The following is a 20,999-nucleotide window of genomic DNA, read 5'->3' as shown; positions in this document are numbered from 1 at the left end:
GAGAGCGGATGTCCTTCACCTATTTCCTGAAACGTGCGGCCTTCGCGGCGCTGGCGCTGGCGGCCCTGATGACCTCCGCCTTCTTCCTCGTGCGGTTGACGGGTGATCCCGTCAATCTCTACCTGCCGATCGACGCTTCGGATGCGGCGCGCGAAACCATGCGCCTGCGTCTTGGGCTCGATCGCTCGCTCCTGGCCCAGTTCTTCGATTGGGCTTGGGATATCCTTCGCCTCGATTTCGGAACCTCTCTCTGGCACAATCGCCCGGCCATGGATGTGGTGCTGGAGGCGCTGCCGAACACGCTGGCGCTCGGCGCCATCGCCTTGGCGCTGGCCTTCGCCGCCGCGATCGTCATGGGATCCATTGCTGCCGTGAATGCCGGTGGCTGGATCGACCGGGGCGTCAATGTCCTGTCGCAGGCAGCCGCAAGCGTGCCGGATTTCTGGCTCGGCCTGATGGGCGTGCTTCTGTTTGCGGTCACCTTCCGCATTTTGCCGACTTCAGGCTTCGGCGGCCCGATTTATTGGGTGCTGCCCGTCGCCTGCCTGTTTGCCCGCCCTTTCGGGACGCTGGTGCAGATCGTCCGCGGCTCGATGATTGAAGCCCTGAATGCGACATTTGTCCGGACGGCACGGGCCAAGGGCGCGCGTGACGGACGGGTCACCTTCGTGCATGCGCTGCGCAACGCTCTCCTTCCGGCGGTCACGGTGACCGGCGACCTGGCCGCCCAGTTCGCCGGCGGTGGTGGCGTCGTCGAGGTGGTCTTCGGGTTTCCCGGCATCGGCAAACTGCTGATCGACGGCATTCTGAAACGCGACTTCGCGATCGTCCAGGCATCGATCTTTGCCGTCGCGGTCGTGATCTTCGTCATCAATATCCTGGTCGACATGCTTTATGCCTCGATCGACCCGCGCGTGAGGGTCGAATGACAGATACGTCTGCCGAATTCCTCCCGACCCGCGAGCGCCGCAGCCGCCGTATTCTCTGGCTCCTGCGTGCGCTCGCGGGTGACCCGATGGCCGTCGCCGCGGCGATCTGGCTTTTGATCGTCGTGCTCGCCATCCTCACCGATTCCCTGTCGCTGCTGGGCGACAACCGCATTTCGCTGAAGGCGCGCAACCTGCCGCCGTTCGACTTCAGCCAGCCCTGGACCTTGTGGCTGGGTGCCGACGCACTCGGACGGCCGCTCCTCGTCCGCCTCATCCAGGCGGCTTCGACGACGATCGGCATCGCCGTAGTGACCGTGCTGACAAGCCTGATCGGCGGAACGTTGCTGGGCGTGACCGCCGGGTATTTCGGCGGCGTCGTCGGAAACGTCATCATGCGGATCTGCGATATCATCCTCGGTTTCCCGACCCTGCTGGTGGCACTCTTCGGCCTCTATCTGTTCGGTCCGAGTGTCGGCAACCTCGTGATCGTGCTCGCCATCACCCGCATGCCGGCCTATATCCGCGTCGCAAGGGCAGAAACGCTGGAGGTCCGCGAACGACTTTTTGTCGATGCGGCGCGCGTCTTCGGCGGGGGGCCGACCTGGATCCTGCGCACCCACATTCTCCCGAGCGTCGCACCCACCATGCTGACGCTCGCCTCGGTCAACCTCGCCATGGTCATGCTGTTCGAATCCGGGCTGAGCTATCTCGGCCTCGGCATCCAGCCACCTTCGGTAAGCTGGGGCCTGATGGTCGCCCAGGGCCAAGGCTATCTGTCGTCCGCCTGGTGGCTCGGCTTTTTCCCCGGCCTCGCCGTCATGCTCACCACCATGTCCTTCAACCTGCTCGCCAACTGGTTCCGGATCGTCAACGATCCGTCGCAGCACTGGCGTCTTGTGAGCCGGAGGCGCTGATGGCTCTTCTCGAAGTCAAGGATCTGCAAGTCAGTTTTGATACGGCGTCCGGCCGCATATTCGCACTCAACGGTGTCTCCTTCTCACTGGAACGCGGTGAAGTTCTGGCGCTTCTTGGCGAAAGCGGCTCCGGCAAGTCCGTGACGGCATCTGCCATCATGGACCTCGTTCCCAATCCTCCGGGCGCGATCGACCGGGGATCGATCCGCTTCGATGGGGCGGAACTGCTGAAGCTCTCGCGCACCGCGCGGCGAGATCTGTGCGGCAGCCGGATCGCCCTCATCTTCCAGGATGCGCTTGCGGCGCTCAATCCCGTCTATCCGGTGGGCTGGCAGATCGCGGAGATGTACCGCATCCACGGTCGCAACCCCGCAGGCGGCGTCGAAAAGGCCGTGATCGACCTCCTGACGGCAATCGGCATTCCCGATCCTGAACGTCGGGCGCGGCAATATCCGCACGAATTTTCCGGTGGCATGCGCCAGCGCATCATGATTGCGATGGCTGTCGCGCTCGAACCGGATGTCATCGTCGCCGACGAGCCGACGACGGCGCTCGACGTCACAATCCAGGCGCAGGTCGTTGATCTTCTGGCAACGATCCGTAAACGCAGCGATGCCGGAATGATCTTCATCACCCACGATCTGGGCGTGGTGGCCGAACTCGCCGACCGCGTGGCCGTCATGTATGCCGGCCGCATCGTCGAGACCGCAAATGTCTTCGAACTCTTCGAAGATGCACGGCATCCCTATAGCGTCGGCCTGCTCGCCTCGCAGCCGCGCCTGGATACCGATGAGGACGAACTGGTGCCGATCCCCGGTTCGGCGCCAAATCCCGTCGCCCTTCCTTCAGGCTGCGCGTTCAGGACGCGCTGTCCGCGCGCCGAAGGGCTCTGTGCCGAGGTCATCCCTCCCCTTGAAACCGTGGGGCCGGGCCGCCAGGCCGCCTGCCATTTCCCGGTGTCGCCAGCATGAATCAGCCCCTTCTCAAAGTCGAACACCTTTCCCGGCACTTCGGCAGCGGCGCGACGGCCGTGCGCGCAGTCGATGACGTCAGCTTCGAGATCGCCCGCGGGGAGACACTCGGGCTTGTCGGCGAAAGCGGTTGCGGCAAGACTTCCCTGGTCAGGACCCTCCTGAAGCTCGGGCCGGCGACCAGCGGCAGCGCCGTTCTCGATGGCGTGGAAATCACCAAAGCGAGTGGAAGGGAGTTGCATGAATTGCGCCGCAAGATGCAGGTCGTCTTCCAGGACCCCTACCAGTCGCTTAATCCGCGCCTGCGGGTCGACCGGCTGATCTCCGAACCGTGGTCGCTGCATCCGGACGCCGTGCCGAAGGCCCGCTGGCGGGAAGAAACGGTCAAGCTGCTTGAATCCGTGGGGCTGCGTGCGGAACATGCGGACCGCTATCCTTCCGAATTTTCAGGCGGCCAGCGTCAGCGGCTTGGAATCGCGCGCGCCCTGACACTCGACCCGACGCTCCTCGTCTGCGACGAGCCGGTCTCCGCCCTCGACGTCTCGGTTCAGGCACAGGTCGTCAACCTGCTCGCGAGGCTGAGGCGCGAGCGCAATCTCGCGATGCTTTTCGTCGCGCACGACCTTGCCGTCGTGCGGCACGTTTCGGATCGCGTGATGGTCATGTATCTCGGCAAGATCATCGAGACCGGGCCGAAGCAATCGATCTTCGGCGCGCCGGCACATCCCTACACGCAGGCCCTGATGTCGGCCGTTCCGACGCCGGACCCAAGGCTTCGCGGGCATCGCAAGCGCATCGTCCTGGAAGGTGACCTTCCAAGCCCTGCCAACCCGCCGAGCGGATGCCGATTCCGGACGCGCTGCTGGAAGGCTACTTCGATCTGCGCCGAACAGGAGCCTGGCCTGACGGCAAGAACGGTTGCCCCGGGGTTGCTGACGGCCTGCCACCATGCCAATGCCAATGCCGAAGCCGCATATTGACCATGGCGGCCGATTTTTTCGGCACCTTCCGCTTCGACAACGTCTGCTTGCGCCCTTGAGACCCTATCTGTCCGGCTTGATACCCTGGTGGAAGGAGGCGCGCTCTATCCCGTGCCGTTGGAGCTTGTCGTAAAAGGTCTTTCGCGGAATTCCGAGCGCCTCGATCGTACGGCGGACATCACCTCCGTTGCTGGCCAGCGTCTCGCGGAGGATTTCCGCCTCATGCTGGTGGAGACGCTGGGGCAGCGTCAGGGTGGCCGCCTGCGGTGGCACCGTCGCCCTGTCGTCCTCCCCTGCCAGCCCGAGGACGAAACGTTCTGTAAAGTGGGACAGTTCGCGGACGTTGCCGGGCCAATGATGGGTTTCGAGGTGATGGCGGATAGACGATGACAGGGCGGGCGTTTGGCGGTTGAACCGCTTGGCGGCCCGCTCGCAAAAGAATCCGAAGAGCAGGAGGATGTCTTCGCGCCGTTCACGCAGCGGCGGAATGGAGATCGTGACGACGTTGAGCCGGTAATAGAGGTCTTCGCGAAACGCGCCGCGCTGCGAGGGATCGCCAAGATCGACCTTGGCGGCCGCCACGACCCTCAGGTCGATCGGCCGCGTCTCGTTGGTGCCGAGAGGTGCCACTTCCCGCGCCTCCAGGACCCGCAGCATATGGATCTGCGTGGCGGGTGGCATACTTTCGATCTCGTCGAGGAAGAGGGTGCCGCCGCTCGAATACTCGATCCTGCCGACGCGCTTCTTCTGCGCGCCGGTAAAGGCACCGGGCTCGTGGCCGAACAATTCGCTTTCGATGATGGTTTCGGGAAGCGCGCCGCAATTGAGCGCGACGAAACTGCCCTTGGACCGCCGGCTCCATCGGTGGATCAGATTGGCAACAACCTCCTTGCCGCTGCCGGTCTCTCCAGTCACCAGAACGTCGACGTCGGTATCGGCAATCTGGCGAAGCGTTCTGCGCAGCCGCTCCATGGCCGCGGTCTGACCGATGAGCGGCAGGTCGTCGCGTGCCTGTTCGGCTGCGTCGCGGAGCGTTCTGTTCTCCAGTATCAGCCGCCGTTTTTCGGCAGCCCGGCGAATGGCCTGCACCAGGCGGTCGGCAGCGAAAGGTTTGGTGATGAAGTCGTACGCACCGTCCTGCATCGCCTTGACGGCCATCGGGATGTCGCCATGGCCGGTCATCAGGATGACGGGAAGGTCCGGATCGAGTTTGCGGATGCGGTCGAAGAGCTGCAGCCCGTCGATCTCGGGCATACGGATGTCGGAAACGATGACGCCGGCAAAACCATCGTCGATCCGGACGAGCGCGTCGGATGCCCTCGAAAATCGGGAGACCGAAAAGCCCGCAAGCTCGATCGTCTGGGCGGTCGCCTTGAGAAGGTCGGCATCGTCGTCGACCAGAACGACAGGTGTTGGATTGTTCATGATACCGCCTTGCGCAGATAGACGATGAAAGTCGTGCCCGTTTCGCCGCTTTCGACCTCGATGCGACCGCCATAGTCCGCGACGATGTCCTTCGAGATGACCAGACCGAGGCCGAGGCCCTTTTCCTTGGAGGTGTTGAAGGGCGAAAAGAGCGAACTCCTAATCGATGGATCGATACCGGGGCCATTGTCGGAGACCCGGATCACGACCTCATCCGCCAACGTCTCCACGGAGACATTCACACTTGCCTCGGCTTTACCCTCCAGCGCTTCCAGGGCATTCTGGAACAGATTGATCAGCACCTGTTCGAAGCGGACGCGATTGCCGGTGACGGCGAGGCCGGGCGGCGGCAGGTCGATCTGCAGTATGTCGAGCCGGCCGGCAAAGCGGCTCCTCAAAAGAACCACCGCGCCTTCGATGGCGCTCCGCAGATCGACGGCTTCCGGCGGCGTTCGTCCCTTGCGTGCGAAGGCCTTGAGTTCCTCGGTGATCATGCCGATCCGCTCGGTCAGGGCGGCGATCTCGCCGAGGTTTTCCTCCGCCGATTCCTTCCGGTTCCGTTGCAGGAAGACACGTGCATTGTCGGCATAGGCCCGGATCGTCGCGACCGGCTGGTTGATTTCATGGGCAACTCCGGCAGCAACCTGACCGAGGATCGCAAGGCGATTGGCCTGCACGAGTTCCTGCTGCACGACCTGCAGCTTCGACTCCGTACTGCGATGGTCGGCGATCTCTTCCTGCAGGAGGTCCCGAGCGCGGCTCAAATCCACGGTTCGTTCCGCGACACGGCGCTCCAGTTCCTCGCGCAGGGCTTTTTCCGCGGCGATACGATTGGCGATCACCTGCCGCCGCCTCAAAAGGAATGCGATCAGTGCCAGGATCGGAACGAGCACCGCAAGTGCAAGCAGCCGCGCTTCGCGTACCGCCGCTGCGACGGAAGGCTCGGTCGGCACGAGATATTCGAGGCGCCAGGACGTCGATGGGACCGGCGTCAGAATGCGGAGATACTCACCTTCGCTTGTGCCCGGCAAAACCGCCGAAACGATCGATACCCCCTCCGAAAGCGTTTCCTGCCGCACGATCGGCAGAGGCGCCAACGGCGCGTTCCCAAATTGCAGGCTTTGGCGGATGGCGCCAAGCCGGTCCGCAGGCAGAGGCGCTACCGTCATGAAGCGCCAGGACGGAATGCTGGTGATCAGGACGACACCGTCGGCGTCGGTGACATAGACGGGACGGTCGGCGTCGTGCCAATCACCTTCGAGCTGATCGAATTCCATCTTCACGACAACGACGCCGAGCGCGCCGGCCTGATTTTCGGCGCGCCGCGAGATGTACAGTCCGGGACGCTTGCTGACGCTGCCCAAGGCGAAATGCTCTGCCGTTCCGTTCTCCATCGCCCGTTGAAAATATTCCCGGAAGGAATAGTCGTTGCCGACGAAGCTCAAGGGTTCGCGCCAGTTGCTGGATGCGACGGCTATGCCATCCCTGCCAGTGACGTAGAGAACGGAGGCATTGGTGCCGGCCACGAGCCCCTCCAGCTTTCGGTCCAGGGCAGCGATGGCCTCTGTGTTTCGGAACGCCAACGCCTCGGCCACCTGTTGATCCTCGGCCAGAAGCAGGGGAAGCGCCCGCGGCCTTTCCAGCACCGCGCGCAACAGCGCAACCTTGAGATTGGCATCGGCGCGACCCTGGTCAAGGAGCGCTTTCACGGCGGAACTGCGGCCGTAAAGACCGGCGGCAAAAAGAGCGGAGAGCAGGAGCGCGGCAGCGGCAAGGGCAAAGACAGGCCATGGCGTCCACGTGAATGCGGGATTCTTGACAGGTTTCTCTCGATGGCGTTGCTCAAGCATCGCCGGATGTGTGCATAAGTCCGCATAAAAAGCAAAGGCCGATGGCGGAAATCCGCACGGCAAATTTCAAAGACGACTGCCGCCGTTCGATCCGACGACGAAGAATCAATGAGTTAGGCGTCAACCGTCCCTCTGGCATGCATGTTGCTCCGGCAAAGCCAGCAGCACACCTGCAGCAACAGTAACGCCACCGCCCCGGGAGGCCAATTGGTTGGGGCGCCATGGAGGACATGATGAACGCAATGATTTCCGATGTGCCAACGCACGACAAACTTCCTTTCTACCGCCACCTTTATTTCCAGGTTCTCGTGGCAATCGCCGCCGGCATCCTGCTCGGTCATTTCTACCCGGATGTAGGCGCGTCGCTGAAGCCGCTCGGCGATGCCTTCATCAAGCTGGTGAAGATGATTATTGCGCCGGTGATCTTCCTGACGGTCGCAACCGGCATCGCCGGCATGGCCGACCTGCAGAAGGTCGGGCGTGTCGCAGGCAAGGCGATGATCTACTTCCTGACCTTTTCGACGCTTGCGCTCGCCGTCGGTCTGCTCGTCTCGAATATCGTCCAGCCCGGCGCCGGCATGCACATAGATCCGGCCACGCTCGACGCCAAGGCGGTGGCGACCTATACGGCGAAAGCCCATGACGCCACGATCACCGGCTTCCTGATGAATATCATCCCGGAGACGATCGTCGGCGCCTTTGCACAGGGTGACATCCTCCAGGTGCTGTTCTTCTCGGTTCTGTTCGGCATCGCGCTCGGCATGGTCGGAGAACGCGGCCGTCCGGTTCTCGATTTCCTGCAGGCATTGACCGCGCCGATCTTCCGTCTCGTGACCATCCTGATGAAGGCTGCCCCGATCGGCGCCTTCGGCGCCATGGCTTTTACCATCGGCAAATACGGCATCGGTTCGATTGCCAACCTGGCCATGCTGATCGGCACGTTCTATCTCACCTCGCTTCTTTTCGTTCTGGTCGTCCTCGGCGCCGTCGCCCGATACAACGGCTTTTCGATCATTTCCCTGATCCGCTACATCAAGGAAGAACTGCTGCTTGTGCTCGGCACCTCCTCGTCGGAAGCGGCGTTGCCCGGACTGATGGCAAAGATGGAACGCGCCGGCTGCAAGCGCTCGGTCGTTGGTCTCGTTATTCCGACTGGTTATTCCTTCAATCTCGACGGCACCAACATCTATATGACGCTTGCCGCACTCTTCATCGCCCAGGCGACCGACACGCCGATCACGCTCGGCGACCAGGTCCTGCTGCTGCTGGTCGCGATGCTGAGCTCGAAGGGAGCGGCAGGCATTACCGGAGCCGGCTTCATCACGCTGGCGGCGACACTTTCGGTCGTTCCATCCGTGCCGGTCGCCGGCATGGCGCTGATTCTCGGTATTGATCGCTTCATGTCGGAATGCCGGGCGCTCACGAACCTGATCGGCAATGCGGTCGCGACCATTGTTGTCGCGCGCTGGGAAAACGAGCTGGACCGGACACAGTTTGCCGCCGCCATGGCGGGCGGCGTCGACGCCGAAGAGGCGGTACTGATACCGGCGGGCCAGCCTGCCGAATAATCACCTTTTTCTATCGCAATCGCCAAGGTCGCCCTGGGGTGGCCTTGGCCAATTTTCTGGCACCACCGATAGGCACGGTGCGAAGAGCACGTGCCCTCCCCGCGCCGATTCAACGCTGCGCTATTCTTCCGGCGCTCCTTCGAGCAGACCGTCATAGACCTCGATGAGTGCATCGGTGATCGCCTGCCCCAGCGCATTGCCGGCGACGCGCACCTCGTCTTCCGTGCCGCTCCGCGAAGCTTTGGCCAGGTCAAAACCCTGTTCGCTGACGATCTGCTTGGCCACTTCGATGGCCCAGAGCCCGAAGTCCCCGCGATTGTCTATCTTGATTGAGTCATCCATCGTGATCTGCCTGTTGGTGGATCCGGCTTCTATATCGCCTCGGCAATGATGGCCAGCCTCTATGAGCAGAATATCCGATCGGCCCGAAAGAAACGGACGGAGGATTTCAGGCTGGTTGAATACTCTCGACAGCCCGCCAAATCGCTGGAATTCCAGATCGTCAATAAAAGGGGGCAAATTTTAGAAGGCACCGACGCTGCTGTGCAGGTGTGTCGGTTTAGAGAAGGCTAACGCGACAGTCGATCGCCATCCATGCGCAGGGTCACGAGCAATCCTTCCGCGGACCAGACGTGCTCGAGAGCGCCACCCAGATGGCCAGCCAGCGTGCGGCGGAGAAGCTTGCTTCCGTATCCACCGGGCCCCTCAGGGGTGCTGACTTCAGGCCCGCCTCTTTCCGTCCAGCGAATTTCGACGTCATTCCCAACCATCGTCCCCGATACATCGAGCGCGCCTTCCGGCACCGAGAGTGCGCCATATTTCAAGGCGTTGGTTGCCAATTCGTGGACGACGAGCGCCAGGCCCGTCGCAGCCGCCTGACCGACGCCGAGACGAGGGACGGCCACCCTGATCCGTCCGGCAAAAGCTCCGTCGTCATCATAGGGGGCGAGCAAAACGGTAAAGATGTCTCCGAGAAGCGCGGCATCGCCCTGGCCACTCGGTAGCGGACGAACAAGATCGTGGGCGCGACCGAGCGCGGTCAGCCGGTTGGTCAGTTGCTTCGTCATGTCTTCGATCGACGCAGACGATCGTGAGGTAATCAGGGTCAGACCCGACGCGATAGCAAGCAGGTTCTTGACGCGGTGGCTCATTTCGCCAGCAAGGAGTTCATGGCTTTCCTCGGCCTGCTTGCGCCCCGTGACGTCCAGAAAGATCCCCGTCATTGCCCGGTTCTTGATGCCCGCATCACTGCCTTGCCCCCGTGCTGATACCCATCGCACCTCCGATCCGACCAATATCCGGAAGTCGATCTCGTAAGGGCCGATCACGGCGCGTGTCGCGACAAAGGCCGCCCTCACCCTGTCCCTGTCGGCCGGATGTATTTTCTCGGACAGGTGCTCGAACGTCAGGGCGACATCGTGTGCGACGTCCCAGAGAGTAAAGCCGTGACCGTCCATAACAAAACGGTCGGTGTCCACGTTCCAGGACCACAAGGCCACGCCCGCCGCTTGGATTGCGCCGCGCAGTTGCTCCAGTCCCCATTCGGGGCTGCGCGTGGTCACGGTGTTGTTCACACTTGCTTCTGCTTCGCGCGCTTCGCGAGCATGATGCCGAGAGCGGTATTCCGGTCGCGCTCCTCCCTGGCAAGGCGGGCTTCCCGAAGGCGCAGGGTCTTCGCCTCCCGTACCTGCGCGACATAATCAAGCTCTTCGACCGCGTGGTCGCGAGCGAAAAACTGCGATTGAACCTGGTCAAAGGCCATCTCGGCCTGCTGCCGGGTCTTGCTGTGCGTCATGATTATTTCCTGTTTGCAAATATGCAGGGTCGAAAACCAAAAAAGGCCGGACATGATGCCCGGCCCTTTAAAAAATCAGCTTCCAGCAGTGCCAGTACATCCGTGGTCAAAGCGGAAGCCGCTTTTGGTCAGGCAGCCTGCAGGTTGCAAGCCGACATCTTACCGGACTTTACGTCGCGTTCGAGTTCGTAGCCGATCTTCTGGCCCTCGACGATTTCCCGCATTCCGGCGCGCTCGACGGCAGAAATGTGCACGAACGCATCAGCGCCGCCATTGTCAGGCTGGATAAAGCCGAAGCCCTTGGTGGAATTGAACCATTTAACTGTGCCTGTGGTCATGATGATGAACCCTTTCAAAGCAAGATTGAGTGACCCCGGAGCCAAAGCCCTGAGAATGGATGATAGCGATTGATTTTGAAAGGGAAGTTCGTCAGGCGCGGTGCTAAGCGCGCGGAAACCAAAGTTCAGCAAGCAAAAGATCGATGAACCATAAATAGAGGCTGCCTACCCATAAGTCAACCTTTAGTTTTGGCGCCTCGTGGAGACTGCTCTGGTCTACGGAGATTTGCGTTCCAGGCACGCCCCAATATGGCGGGCGGCGGTGGATCTTGCAGGAAAGGGTTAGCGCAGCGGATCTCAACCCGCTCGGTTGAGCGCTGAACTGCCGTGGCAACGCACAGGTCTGTGGTTGGCCTGTCCATATGTCTTGCCTGCTGGCGCAGGACCGCCATATAAGGCGCGATGACGTCTGATTCAAAGATATTTGTCGGCCTGCGGTCGACCCGCAAAAAACCGGCTCCGAGCGCCGAACCGAACCATCCGAAATGCCAGTGGGACGGATGCGAAAAGGGTGGCACTCATCGTGCTCCTGTAGGGCGGGATGCCGAGGGCCTTTATCTGCTGTTCTGTCCTCAGCACGTAAAGGAATACACCAAAGGTTATAACTTCGCGCCAAATCTCTCCGACCCGTTGGTGGCGCGCTATCAGCGGGAAGCGGCAAACGGCAGCCGCCCGACCTGGGGCACCGGTGTAAAGCAGGCCTCGGAGATGCCGCTGCCCTCCATGGCTCGCTCCGGTTCGGCAAAAGCGACGAACGCACGCAAAAGCGCTGCGCAACGCCAAGCCGCAAAAGTAGATCTTCAGCGACGTAAGCTCAAGGCACTGGAAGCCAAGGCTTTCGAGACGCTCGGCCTTTCACCGGACGCAACGCCGGAGGAAATCAGAAGCCGCTACAAGCAGAAGCTCAAGATGCATCATCCGGACGCGAACAATGGAGAGCGCAACTCGGAGGATCAGCTCCGGGCCTCGATCGACGCCCATAAGATCCTCAAGCTCAACGGCTTCTGCTAGGGGTGCGGCAAGTGACCCGCCGACGTCCCCGATGCCGGCGAACCCTCCTGCGGCAACGAGACGGCGTCGCTGCGGACGCAGCATCACCACCAAAGCACGAATCGCGCTAGCACTCTCACCACAAGAGTGCTAAGGATGTCCGATCGGGAACCCGCCATTGGGCTGCGCTCCCGCCAAGGAACCCAAAATGAACAATACCAATTTTCGGCCGTTGCACGACCGTGTCGTCGTGCGCCGTATCGAGGCCGAAGCCAAGACCAAGGGCGGGATCATCATTCCCGACACCGCCAAGGAAAAGCCCCAGGAAGGCGAAATCGTCGCTGTCGGCACCGGCACCCGCGACGAGAGCGGCAAGATCGTTCCCCTCGATGTCAAGGCAGGCGACCGCATCCTGTTCGGCAAGTGGTCCGGCACCGAGATCAAGTTCAACGGCGAAGACCTGTTGATCATGAAGGAAGCAGACGTCATGGGCGTCATCGCCTGATCTTCGGCCGCTTCCTTATTTCCTTTTGACGAAGACCATGGGGCCAACGGCCCGGGAGTTTTTCCATGTCTGCCAAACAGATCAAATTCGGCCGTGATGCACGCGAGAAGCTGCTGCGCGGCGTCGATATCCTCGCCGACGCAGTGAAGGTGACGCTCGGTCCGAAGGGCCGCAACGTCGTGATCGACAAGTCCTACGGCGCACCGCGGATCACCAAGGACGGTGTCACCGTCGCCAAGGAGATCGAACTTGACGACAAGTTCGAGAACATGGGCGCCCAGATGGTCCGCGAAGTCGCTTCGAAGACCAACGACGTCGCCGGCGACGGCACCACGACTGCTACCGTTCTTGCCCAGGCGATCGTTCGCGAGGGCGGCAAGGCCGTTGCAGCCGGCATGAACCCGATGGACCTGAAGCGCGGCATCGACCTTGCCGTTACCGCCGTCGTGAAAGACCTGCTTGCCAAGGCCAAGAAGATCAACACATCGGAAGAGATCGCCCAGGTCGGCACCATCTCGGCCAATGGCGAGAAGGAAATAGGCCAGTATATCGCCGACGCGATGCAGAAGGTCGGCAATGAAGGCGTCATCACGGTTGAAGAAGCCAAGACCGCCGAAACCGAACTCGAAGTCGTCGAAGGCATGCAGTTCGACCGCGGCTACCTGTCGCCCTACTTCGTCACCAATGCCGAAAAAATGGTGGCTGAGCTGGAAGATGCCTACGTGCTCCTGCACGAAAAGAAGCTTTCCAACCTGCAGGCCATGCTTCCTATCCTGGAAGCAGTCGTCCAGAGCGGCAAGCCGCTGCTGATCATTTCCGAGGATGTCGAGGGCGAGGCTCTTGCAACGCTCGTCGTCAACAAGCTGCGTGGCGGCCTCAAGATCGCTGCCGTCAAGGCTCCGGGCTTCGGCGATCGCCGCAAGGCCATGCTGGAGGATCTGGCGATCCTGACCGGCGGCACCGTGATTTCGGAAGACCTCGGCATCAAGCTCGAGAACGTCACGCTCGAGATGCTCGGCCGCGCCAAGAAGGTCTCGATCACCAAGGAGAACACCACCGTCGTCGATGGTGCGGGCACCAAGGCGGACATTGACGGACGCATCGGGCAGATCAAGGCCCAGATCGAGGAAACCACCTCGGACTACGACCGCGAAAAGCTGCAGGAACGTCTGGCCAAGCTGGCTGGCGGCGTTGCCGTGATCCGCGTCGGCGGTTCGACGGAAATCGAAGTCAAGGAAAAGAAGGACCGCATCGACGACGCCCTCAATGCAACGCGCGCTGCCGTCGAAGAAGGCATCGTGCCTGGCGGCGGTACGGCCCTGCTTCGCGCCTCGATCGTTCTCGACATCAAGGGCGAGAACGACGATCAGAATGCCGGGATCAGCATCATCCGCAAGGCCTTGCAGTCCCTGGTTCGCCAGATTGCTGAGAATGCCGGCGGCGAAGGCTCGATCGTGGTCGGCAAGATCCTGGAAAGCGATACCGACAACTACGGCTACAACGCCCAGACCGGCGAATTCGGCGACATGATCACCATGGGCATCGTCGATCCGGTCAAGGTGGTTCGCACGGCTCTGCAGAACGCGGCTTCGGTCGCCGGCCTGCTGGTGACGACGGAAGCCATGATTGCCGATCTGCCGAAGAAGGATGCCGCCGGCGGCGGCATGCCTGACATGGGCGGCATGGGCGGCATGATGTAAACGGGTTCCCGTCGGGAACTCGATCACGTCTTCTGCTGTGAAGGGCTCCGATCGATCGGGGCCCTTCATTCGTATATTCGGGAAAATATCGATCGGCAGCCCCGGTGGTGGCGGACGCGGTGTGGGCCGCAGTTGTTTGCCAGCCGCCCAGACTGCAGAGCAAGATGAGGGTCAAATGGTTGTATTGAACAGGCCGCGCAGTTCCGCGCCCTATCCGGACAGGGATATCGGTTGTCAGGAAGCCCTGGAGCAGGTCTTTCTTCAGCTTGCAAGGGGACTGACGCCGGACGATATCGTGGCGACGGCTGGCGGTGATCTGCCGCCAGTGTTGGCCGGCCTTGCAAAACGCGCCGAAAGCGTCGGCTGGACGCTGGAAGAAGCGGAAACCGCCATCAGCGAACTGGCGCAGAACCTGCTGGACGACATGTCGCAGATGTAGCCTTTTGGCGATCCTGAGCGGATTCGCATGCCTCCGCCTCGGGGATCGGCCGGCGGCGGTGAACAATCTGCATCCGGCTCGCCGAGGACACGACCGAAATGTCGACGAACCCTACGCGGAATTCAACCCGAAAGCGTCACGCGCGATCAAGCAAGCAGCGTCTCCTGGAAGGCACTCGCGACACACGTCAGGCCTGATATCGTAGACAAGGCAGGATGTGCCGACACCGACCTGCCCTGACAAGGCAGAACAACGGGATCCTTCACAACGCATTCCTCCTTCGTCCGCAGCGACGAAACGTGCCGACAGCCGATCGAGGTCAGCTTCGCTTTCCATGGAGAACCGTGGCCAATCGGCGGAAAACGAACAACACGCACCGCATGCCTGGCAATCAAAATCGTTCGATAAGGTCATACCCATCTCTTATCACGGCGCCTGCCGAAACTCCACAAAGGCACGCCACACGTGATGATGCTTGACCACGATCCGGCAAACGCAGGCAGGCGGTGTCGCATAGTCACAAAAGGGTCGTGAGTTCGCGGGTATCACTTGGCAAGGCATGCCCCGAGGGCGTGATCATCGTCATCCAGGAGGCCCGCATGAGCGTCGCCGCATCTTTTCTTTATCGTGACGGCCGGCGAGTTGAAGCCGTGCCATTCGACGAGGCGGCCATCCCGGCAATGGACAACGAATTCGTCTGGATCGGGCTGCACAAGCCCACCCGCGAAGACCTTTTGACGCTGCAGGGTCGTTTTGGCCTTCACGAACTCTCCGTCGCCGACGCGCTCAGTCCGCTGCAAATGCCGAAGCTCAGCGTCTATGACGATCAGTTGTTCGTCATCGCGAAGACGGCGCAGTTGGAAGCCGACCATATCACGTATGGGGAAACAGCAATTTTCGTCGGCAAGCGCTATATCATAACCGTCCGCAACGGCTCGGAGCGGGGACATCAAGAGCTGCGCGGCAGACTGGAAACATCGCCGCAGACGCTGTGCCATGGCACTGACTACATCCTGCACGCGATCCTCGATTTCATTATCGACGGTTATCTTCCCATTGTGCGCACGATCGAGGATTCCGTGCTCGACATGGAGCGAAAGATGCTCGATGCCTTCCTGGACCGGAACCAGATCAAGCGCATTTTCAAGCTGCGACGGGAAATTATCCTGTTCCAGCGGGTTCTGGACGCAATGCTCGACCTTTGCGGAAAACTCTACCACCTCGATTTGCCGTCGCTTGACAGGGAAGCGAAGCCTTATTTCCGGGACGCACTTCAGCACATGCACCGCGTCGAAACGATGGTCGCAAGCTTGCGCGACGTGATCACGTCCGTTTTCGAGGCGAGTAATCTGCTCGAACAGCAAAGACAAGGCACGATCACGCGGCAACTTGCGGCCTGGGCCGCCATTCTCGCCGTTCCGACGGCGATCGCCGGCATATACGGCATGAATTTCGACAATATGCCGGAACTGAAAACCAGCTATGGCTATTTTGTCGTTTTGGCAGTCATCGCCGTCATGTGCATCGCACTCTTCGTTCGCTTCAAACGCGCCCGCTGGATATGACGCCGTGAACGTGCCGCGCGACGTATTCGTCATATATGGCTAATTATATGCCTATATCGTTCACATTTACACATTAAATACCCAGCGCTATCTCGGTCTGGTCGTTCACGAAGGCCGCTTCATATTGGCGGGCAAAGGACCCGGAGACGCCGGCCAGTCGAAGCGTGTCACGCCATTCATCAGAAATACACTGCGCCGCATCGCGGATCATCCGACGAGCGTCTGCTTCCGCGATCTCGAAAAACTCGCATGCCTCCAGCGCCAGACGGATCGACCGGTCGTGCACTCCACCTTCCAATATCGCCGTTTCGAGATGCGGATTTCGGTCAGGCGCAGGGTTCACATCAAAAACCGGGGACAATCGCCAGCGGCCTGCCCCCACATAGAGGAAGCCGTGATTCTTCAGATGGTCATCCTTGTTCGCAACGAGGATGGTGAAGATCAGGCGCAGAAAGAGTTCGCGGAAATCGGCCTGCGGATCAGCGGCATTTGCCCTCATGAAATCGACGATCTCCGTATAGGAACCGAGCTCTGTGCCGGACTTGCCAAGGGCAGTACGGGCCGAGATGTAGGGGATACGCGCAGTCCCGCGCCGGTCGAACCGCCGGATCAGAGCGACCGGGAACGGCGTATTGGCGAGTTCCAGCCTGACTTCGGGAGTGCGGATACCGCAGGCCCGGGCGAGCCGGAGCGTGGCGACCTCGACGCACTCGATCGGCTGCTGGTCATGAACCGAAGTGAACTTGGCGAGCCAGAGCGTCTCGCCATCGCGGACATTCGCCTTGGGACGCGCACCGCCCGAACCGCCTGCACCGGCGAGGATCTGCATGTCCTTGGCAGATATCTCCTTGCCCTGCTCGTAGGCCCGGGCGATAGCGGTGATGGCCTCCAGATCGATCAGACGTGGTATTGTGTCGGCCGCTCGCCCCCGGATGATTTCTCCCCTATCGTCCACAAACCGCAGCGCGCCCTGCCGGCACCCATCATCGGACAGCGTCAAATATTCAAACTCGGAAAGGCCGTTACCATATGTGCGTTCGAGAAGCCTGCGGCCCCAGCTATCCGGCGCGGCGTCGGCGAAGACGCCCGGCAATGCGTCGCGGATGTTTCCAGGCTGACCAGATGTGTGAAATGGCCCAGCTTCAAGGGCAAAGCTCGGCTGCACGGCAAAGGCGCGGGGGCTCTCGATCCAGGCTGGATCATAGGCGAAAGTCGAGAACTGTCGGGGGCCTGCCTGCGCGAAACGCAACTGACCAACCGGTATCAGGCTCTCGCCGAGAACGACATGGGCGTTGAAGTCGGGCATCAGAATGCTGCGCCGTCCGGATCGACGACATCTGGATCATCCTGCGCCATTTCACCCTTGGCTTTTTGTCTGCGTAGTGTGGTCGCAAAGGACCGCCCGCGGCGCGGCTGGCGTTGGGCGGTCAACGCCAAGCCCAGATCGTCCTTGCGGATGTCGATCAGGTCGGCCAGTCGGTCCACAAGACCAAGCACAACCAGGATATCCGCGAGCGTGCCGATTCCAACACCGGGGTCACCCTTTTCCAGGCGCGCGACGGTACTCGGCGACGTGCCCGCACGCACCGCCAGATCGGCCACGGCGATGCCGCGCCGCAAACGAGCGCCGCGGACGTCGTGCCCGAGCCTTTGGAGGGCGGACTTTGATTTCGGCGATCCCATAGCAATGATCCAGATACGGCATGCAGGACTGGTTATTAGGTCATATATGGCAATTTGGTGGATTCCGCAAGCTCGGCGCGACGTCATCAAGACATGGACAGGCTTGCCGCGGTCGACGATTGAGGACCGGCCTTGTTCTGGTGGCACTGCTGAGGTCACGGTTGAGCTCGCGGCGGGTAAGGGCCGCGACAATCCTACACGTCCAAGCTGCTTCGCCCCATGGACCCGCATAATGCCGAACAGGCAAACCCCACAAAACACCGTTCATGAACAACAGTTGTCGACGTGTTGCCGATGCTGCGGCCGTTCGGAATTTGGTACTTGGTACAGGCGGCGGAGCCATCGTATTACTTTCTGTCGTAGCTCTATCTCCAGCCTGTCCAGTCGATCATTGCCGGCATCGACCCGGCATTCATTTTTTCTCGTCCGCCAATGCCTCTTTGGGCCGGCGGCGCGGCAGGAGTGATTTGAAGTAGCGCCACATCGGCGAGATAACATAGCTTGCGACCGGAATCGTGACGAAGCCGAGGACAATACCGACGATTCCCGCTCCTGCGGCCTCGACGATCCAGCGCAGCGCGGAGGGCAGAACGGGGATAGCCTGGACGGTCATTTTCCCGGCATCATGGATCAGATGCGCAAGGCCACTGACACCATAAGCCTCCAGCCCGTGAACGATGATGCCGCCGCCGACCCAGATCATCGCAGCCGTTCCGACGATACCCAGGATTTTCAGGAAATAAGGCATGCCGGTGACAAGCCCTCGCCCGATGGCGCGCACCAGCGGTCCCATGGGAGGCGCCGTCTGCGCACGCGCCATCATCAGACCCAGATCGTCGGCCTTCACGATCAACCCCACGCCACCATAAACCATGGCCGTTATGCTCAATCCCACGACTGCAAGGATGAAGGCCTGGGTGAACACGCTGCCTGACGGCACCGCGGCGAGCGTAATGGCCATGATTTCGGCCGACAGAATGAAATCCGTCTTGATCGCGCCGGCAACCTTCTCGTCTTCGAGCGACTGAGCGCTGAGACTTGCGGTTTCGAGGCCTGTTTCGTGGGTGTGAGCAGCATGCGGCAGCAGCATTTCGTAGACTTTCTCCACACCCTCGTAACAGAGGTAGAGTCCGCCGATCATCAGCAGCGGCGTGATGGCCTGGGGTGCGGCAAGGCTTAGGACGAGTGCGGCGGGAAGCAGGATCAGAAGCTTGTTCTTCAGCGAACCGAGCGCGATCTTGCCGATGATCGGCAATTCGCGTTCGGCCGAAAATCCGGTGACATAGCGGGGCGTGACCGCCGCATCGTCGATGACGACGCCTGCCGCTTTTGCGCCGGCCTTGGCTGCCTGCCCGGCGATATCGTCGAGGGACGCGGCAGCCACCTTCGCCAAGGCCGCGACATCGTCAAGAAGGGCGATCAAGCCAATGCTCATTCGAGCCTCCGTGGTTAAGAGATTGCGCAGCGGCAACGGGTAGCCGTCATCCCTTAACGCGAGGACGTGGCATCTTCTATCGCGAAGATGCCACGCGCGGATCTTGACGGCAATGTCCGTTACTCGGCTGGCATCGGACTGAACCCGGCCTCGTTGCTGCTGACGGGACGAGCCTGTTCGTCGCGCTTGCGCGACACGCGCGACAGTATGCTCTGCCGGTTCACCGACTTGCGCTCCGCATCGATCCGGTGGATCAGGATCTGCGCCCGTTCGATCGAACCGAGCAGCGCAAGGATGGTGCCACGTTCCGCAGCGCCGGCATTGGGTCCGAGCGCCAGCGTGCGGGCACGCAGTTCCTCTATTTCGGGGAGACTGACATGACCGGCAGGCATGTCGGGACTGGTGACGCCGTGATCGGGCATGATTTCCTGCAGGGCGGTGCCCAGCTTGTTCAATGCGACATCGACGATCGCCTGGGCCTGGCTGCTGAACTTTTCACGCCTTACCCGCCGGGCAACCTGATGCATCGATTCCGTCAGGGCCGCGGTAAAATCCGCCTCCTCGATCAGGCTTTCGACGAGATCGAGCTGCTCGTAGGGCAGATCCTCCTTCATCAGCGATGCGGTATAGTCGCGAATATCGCGGCTGAGGATATCGGTGGCGAGATAGTGTTCGCCCGGATCGGATGGGGCCGACTTGGCGGAACGGGCGATGTCCAGGAACATGGCACCGGCCTGAAGGTGCCGGGCGGTTTCCTTCTGCACTGCCGGAACCGCAAGGGGAAAATTGCCGGCAAGCTTGCGGTCGAGGAATTTCGGTGTCGAATAATCCTCCGCATCCTCGGCATCCGTGCGCCCGATCCGCGACAGGACCCGGTCGAACACGCCGACGAAGGGAAACAGCAGCGCCGTGTTGAAAACGTTGAAGAACGTGGAATAGAGACCGACGGCCACGGGAACCAGCGGAAAGGTTTCCTTGCCCTCAATCACGACGGCGACACCCGGATCGCCGCCGAACCATTGCATCGCCCATGCCAGCACATCGATCGAGACGAAGAACAGCGGAACGGTGATGCAGACGCCGATGATGTTGAAGGACATATGCGCGTAGGCCGCGCGCTTGGCATTTTTCGAAAGATTGAGGGAAGCGATCCACGAGGTGATCGTGGTCCCCAGATCGGCACCCAGCGAGAAGGCAACCGCTGTCGTCCAGTCGAGGACACCCGCGGCGCCGAGCCCCATGACGATCCCGATCGTTGCGGACGATGAATGGATCATCGCGGTGACGCCGGCGGCGATCAGCACGCATTTGATCAGATTGTAATAGGAGTCCGCCGTCAACGTCGACAGAACGGCCATGACCTCCGGTATTCTGCGCAGAGGCCGGAGACCACCCGTCATCAGATTGAGGCCATAAAAGATCAGCGCAAAGCCCATGCAGGCCAGCGCGATATTGCGCACCTTCTCGTTCTTGGAAAAGCAATAGACCAGCGAGAACGTGCCGGCGAAGATCAGACCGAGGGGACCGAGCGGCAGGGCGATCAGACCGTTTCCAAGGGTCGTGCCGATATTCGCCCCCATGATGACGCTGATGGCCGGCCGCAGGCCGACGACGCCTGCGTTGACGAGGCCCACGACCATGACGGTCATGGCCGTGGAGGATTGAATGACCCCGGTGATGACCGTACCGGCAATAACGCCCTTGATCGGCGTCCCCGCTGCCTTGGCGAGGAACGCCCGCATCTTGTTGACGGAGAGGGCCTGGATGCCGTTCGACATGAACTCCAGACCAAGCATGAAAATCCCGAGGCCGCCGATGACGGGGACCAGAATATCCTTAAAGATATCAATATTCATTACGCCTAACCCCTTTTTGACGCCGTGGCGGCGCGATCCAACAAGGCCTTCGCAAC

General features: G+C 61.2%; 21 protein-coding genes. 10 read left to right on the top strand and 11 right to left on the bottom strand.

All coding sequences use genetic code 11. The features are described 5' to 3' along the window. Positions 1-8 precede the first annotated feature (8 nt). From ACZ9EJ_RS26365 to ACZ9EJ_RS26350, 4 genes are read left to right on the top strand one after another with little or no spacing between them, the layout of a single operon-like run. Positions 9-929 carry an ABC transporter permease gene (locus ACZ9EJ_RS26365; protein ID WP_046641029.1) on the top strand — a complete coding sequence of 307 codons (921 nt, stop codon included), beginning with the start codon at positions 9-11 and terminating at the stop codon, positions 927-929. Further along, on the top strand, positions 926-1,843 hold the full coding sequence (locus ACZ9EJ_RS26360; RefSeq protein ID WP_052764633.1) for an ABC transporter permease: 918 nt from the start codon (positions 926-928) through the stop codon (positions 1,841-1,843). The genes ACZ9EJ_RS26365 and ACZ9EJ_RS26360 overlap by 4 nt, the downstream gene beginning before the upstream one ends. Next, entirely contained in the window at positions 1,843-2,814 is a 972-nt protein-coding gene (locus ACZ9EJ_RS26355; protein WP_046641028.1) for an ABC transporter ATP-binding protein, read from the top strand. The genes ACZ9EJ_RS26360 and ACZ9EJ_RS26355 overlap by 1 nt, the downstream gene beginning before the upstream one ends. Then, the gene (locus tag ACZ9EJ_RS26350) at positions 2,811-3,794 is read left to right on the top strand and encodes an ABC transporter ATP-binding protein (RefSeq protein ID WP_046641027.1); all 984 of its coding nucleotides are present in this window, start codon (positions 2,811-2,813) and stop codon (positions 3,792-3,794) included. Before ACZ9EJ_RS26355 ends, ACZ9EJ_RS26350 begins: the two co-directional genes overlap by 4 nt. A 63-nt stretch (positions 3,795-3,857) precedes the next feature. Here the strand turns inward: ACZ9EJ_RS26350 and ACZ9EJ_RS26345 are convergent, their stop codons facing one another. Then, positions 3,858-5,219: a sigma-54-dependent transcriptional regulator gene (locus ACZ9EJ_RS26345; RefSeq protein ID WP_046641026.1), complete on the bottom strand. Its 1,362-nt coding sequence runs from the start codon at positions 5,217-5,219 to the stop codon at positions 3,858-3,860. Beyond that, positions 5,216-7,069, bottom strand: a complete 1,854-nt coding sequence (locus ACZ9EJ_RS26340; RefSeq protein ID WP_046641025.1) for a sensor histidine kinase — start codon at positions 7,067-7,069, stop codon at positions 5,216-5,218. Before ACZ9EJ_RS26340 ends, ACZ9EJ_RS26345 begins: the two co-directional genes overlap by 4 nt. A 221-nt stretch (positions 7,070-7,290) precedes the next feature. Here ACZ9EJ_RS26340 and ACZ9EJ_RS26335 point away from each other — a divergent pair, with 221 nt between their 5' ends. After that, positions 7,291-8,637: a dicarboxylate/amino acid:cation symporter gene (locus tag ACZ9EJ_RS26335; protein ID WP_046630346.1), complete on the top strand. Its 1,347-nt coding sequence runs from the start codon at positions 7,291-7,293 to the stop codon at positions 8,635-8,637. 120 nt (positions 8,638-8,757) lie between these two features. On the opposite strand, the gene ACZ9EJ_RS26330 is transcribed toward ACZ9EJ_RS26335, so the two are convergent. The 4 genes from ACZ9EJ_RS26330 to ACZ9EJ_RS26315 all read right to left on the bottom strand — a co-directional run bounded on the left by ACZ9EJ_RS26330 (position 8,758) and on the right by ACZ9EJ_RS26315 (position 10,770). Then, positions 8,758-8,979 (bottom strand): hypothetical protein, encoded by a 222-nt coding sequence (locus ACZ9EJ_RS26330; protein ID WP_046641024.1) that lies wholly within the window; start codon positions 8,977-8,979, stop codon positions 8,758-8,760. Positions 8,980-9,206: 227 nt separating this feature from the next. Further along, on the bottom strand, positions 9,207-10,211 hold the full coding sequence (locus ACZ9EJ_RS26325) for a sensor histidine kinase (protein WP_046641023.1): 1,005 nt from the start codon (positions 10,209-10,211) through the stop codon (positions 9,207-9,209). Further along, positions 10,208-10,432, bottom strand: a complete 225-nt coding sequence (locus ACZ9EJ_RS26320; RefSeq protein WP_080954107.1) for a hypothetical protein — start codon at positions 10,430-10,432, stop codon at positions 10,208-10,210. The genes ACZ9EJ_RS26325 and ACZ9EJ_RS26320 overlap by 4 nt, the downstream gene beginning before the upstream one ends. 128 nt (positions 10,433-10,560) lie before the next feature. Continuing rightward, complete coding sequence (locus ACZ9EJ_RS26315; RefSeq protein ID WP_037079037.1) at positions 10,561-10,770, bottom strand: cold-shock protein; 210 nt, start codon at positions 10,768-10,770, stop codon at positions 10,561-10,563. Between the two features lie 402 nt (positions 10,771-11,172). Here ACZ9EJ_RS26315 and ACZ9EJ_RS26310 point away from each other — a divergent pair, with 402 nt between their 5' ends. From ACZ9EJ_RS26310 to ACZ9EJ_RS26295, 4 genes are all read left to right on the top strand, one after another. Continuing rightward, positions 11,173-11,781, top strand: a complete 609-nt coding sequence (locus ACZ9EJ_RS26310; protein WP_046641022.1) for a J domain-containing protein — start codon at positions 11,173-11,175, stop codon at positions 11,779-11,781. 187 nt (positions 11,782-11,968) lie between these two features. Beyond that, a complete protein-coding gene (gene groES, locus ACZ9EJ_RS26305) occupies positions 11,969-12,265 on the top strand; it encodes a co-chaperone GroES (protein WP_037079031.1) in 297 nt (98 codons plus the stop codon). Between the two features lie 65 nt (positions 12,266-12,330). Beyond that, the gene (gene groL, locus ACZ9EJ_RS26300) at positions 12,331-13,965 is read left to right on the top strand and encodes a chaperonin GroEL (RefSeq protein ID WP_046641021.1); all 1,635 of its coding nucleotides are present in this window, start codon (positions 12,331-12,333) and stop codon (positions 13,963-13,965) included. Positions 13,966-14,140: 175 nt separating this feature from the next. Then, positions 14,141-14,404, top strand: coding sequence for a hypothetical protein (locus ACZ9EJ_RS26295; RefSeq protein ID WP_046630331.1), 264 nt, complete (start codon positions 14,141-14,143; stop codon positions 14,402-14,404). A gap of 111 nt (positions 14,405-14,515) precedes the next feature. On the opposite strand, the gene ACZ9EJ_RS26290 is transcribed toward ACZ9EJ_RS26295, so the two are convergent. Then, positions 14,516-14,818: a YkgJ family cysteine cluster protein gene (locus tag ACZ9EJ_RS26290; RefSeq protein WP_080955766.1), complete on the bottom strand. Its 303-nt coding sequence runs from the start codon at positions 14,816-14,818 to the stop codon at positions 14,516-14,518. Between the two features lie 185 nt (positions 14,819-15,003). Between ACZ9EJ_RS26290 and ACZ9EJ_RS26285 the strand changes: the two genes are divergently transcribed. After that, positions 15,004-15,969 carry a magnesium and cobalt transport protein CorA gene (locus ACZ9EJ_RS26285; protein ID WP_046641043.1) on the top strand — a complete coding sequence of 322 codons (966 nt, stop codon included), beginning with the start codon at positions 15,004-15,006 and terminating at the stop codon, positions 15,967-15,969. 73 nt (positions 15,970-16,042) lie between these two features. Here ACZ9EJ_RS26285 and ACZ9EJ_RS26280 read toward each other — a convergent pair whose 3' ends face one another. The 4 genes from ACZ9EJ_RS26280 to ACZ9EJ_RS26265 form a co-directional block, all read right to left on the bottom strand. Next, positions 16,043-17,275, bottom strand: a complete 1,233-nt coding sequence (locus ACZ9EJ_RS26280; RefSeq protein ID WP_046641020.1) for a type II toxin-antitoxin system HipA family toxin — start codon at positions 17,273-17,275, stop codon at positions 16,043-16,045. Then, positions 17,275-17,652, bottom strand: a complete 378-nt coding sequence (locus ACZ9EJ_RS26275) for a helix-turn-helix domain-containing protein (RefSeq protein WP_046641019.1) — start codon at positions 17,650-17,652, stop codon at positions 17,275-17,277. Before ACZ9EJ_RS26275 ends, ACZ9EJ_RS26280 begins: the two co-directional genes overlap by 1 nt. A gap of 412 nt (positions 17,653-18,064) precedes the next feature. Further along, positions 18,065-19,087 (bottom strand): DUF808 domain-containing protein, encoded by a 1,023-nt coding sequence (locus tag ACZ9EJ_RS26270; RefSeq protein ID WP_046630325.1) that lies wholly within the window; start codon positions 19,085-19,087, stop codon positions 18,065-18,067. A gap of 119 nt (positions 19,088-19,206) precedes the next feature. Continuing rightward, positions 19,207-20,943 carry a Na/Pi cotransporter family protein gene (locus tag ACZ9EJ_RS26265; RefSeq protein ID WP_046641018.1) on the bottom strand — a complete coding sequence of 579 codons (1,737 nt, stop codon included), beginning with the start codon at positions 20,941-20,943 and terminating at the stop codon, positions 19,207-19,209. Between the last annotated feature and the right edge of the window lie 56 nt (positions 20,944-20,999).

This window comes from Neorhizobium sp. USDA 3394, from assembly GCF_056280385.1.
Note: the sequence above shows the minus strand (reverse complement) of the source record. Positions and strands in the feature narration are given on the sequence as shown.